2 protein-coding genes are annotated in these 1,078 nt (G+C 58.4%); both read left to right on the top strand.

Annotation, left to right across the window (positions count from 1 at the left end; translation table 11 throughout):
• Positions 1 to 361 precede the first annotated feature (361 nt).
• Entirely contained in the window at positions 362 to 709 is a 348-nt protein-coding gene (locus tag C7I85_RS30200) for a hypothetical protein (protein WP_146149025.1), read from the top strand.
• A 54-nt stretch (positions 710 to 763) separates the two neighbouring features.
• On the top strand, positions 764 to 1,048 hold the full coding sequence (locus tag C7I85_RS30195; protein ID WP_106727671.1) for a hypothetical protein: 285 nt from the start codon (positions 764 to 766) through the stop codon (positions 1,046 to 1,048).
• Positions 1,049 to 1,078: the final 30 nt, after the last annotated feature.

Below are 1,078 nucleotides of genomic sequence, written 5' to 3'. Positions count from 1 at the left end.
GAGATAAGGAGGCAGTGTCGGTCGGCAAGGAAGTCGACTAACTTTGCGCCCTGCTTTTCGGACGAATTGACGCCCGCGCCTGCAATAACCTGATCAGGCGCCGATCCTGGCGCCAAGGCCGGCGCGCATGGGGCAATGACCGCGCCGGCCGCTACCCTAAAAGCCGAGAGGCAAACCCGCTGGGAGAATACGGCGAGCCGACGACGCTCTTCTTGGCGGGACAAGTGCCGGACATGGAATGAGGGTAGAATATTCATCGACTCTGCGCGGCATAGGGCGCATGGTCGGTTGTCGGCGTCTTCTGAAACGGGCGATGCCGCTTGAGGGTCACCACGCCCTAGCCCCGACCAAGGAGGACATCATGTCTTCCAACTACCTTACCTCGGTCGAAATGGACATGATCGAGCGCCTTCTTGCGGAAGTGCGCGGACTACACCCAGACCGTGATGTTACCAGGGAAACTGCTACTGCACGTTTTCTCGTTTATGATATCGAGAAAAACCAAACGGCCGAAGCGGAGCTTCGGAAGAAGTTGACCGCACATCTTGATGAGTGGGAATCCACGGGCGCAGCCATCGCGCGATGGGACTATGAAGGCGGCGCTAGCGGCAGGTTGCCTCGCACAGAAGCTCAGCGCCGTATCGACAATGATACCGATGGCACGCGCAGGCGCGCGATAGAAACCAAGGACCGCAATCGACTGGTTTAGCCTCCAGCCACAATCCGGGAGATTGCAGTCTCTGGGTGGCGTGGAGAAACGACTATGCGCACCACCAGAACAACTGTCCGGTTTTCCTCCCCGTTCCTGCTGCATGGGTTTGATGCTCCACAGCCGGCCGGCGAGTACATTGTCGATCAGGACGACGAGTTGATCGAAGGGATTTCCTGGCTTGCCTACCGGCGCGTTGCGACCTTCATTCATCTGCCTGCGATACGCGCTGGCACTATGACACGACAGATCATCCAGATAGACCCCGCCGACCTCGAAGCCGCCATCCAAAAAGATGGTGAGATATCGACGGGCGCAGATCCTACTAAACAGGGTTAGGCAGAAAGCCCGCCGCCTAGGGTGAGACGA

The organism is Pseudaminobacter soli (ex Li et al. 2025), from assembly GCF_003012705.1.
GTDB lineage: Bacteria > Pseudomonadota > Alphaproteobacteria > Rhizobiales > Rhizobiaceae > Pseudaminobacter > Pseudaminobacter soli.
The sequence above is the reverse complement of the archived record's forward strand: the minus strand, read 5'-3'. Positions and strand labels throughout refer to the sequence as shown.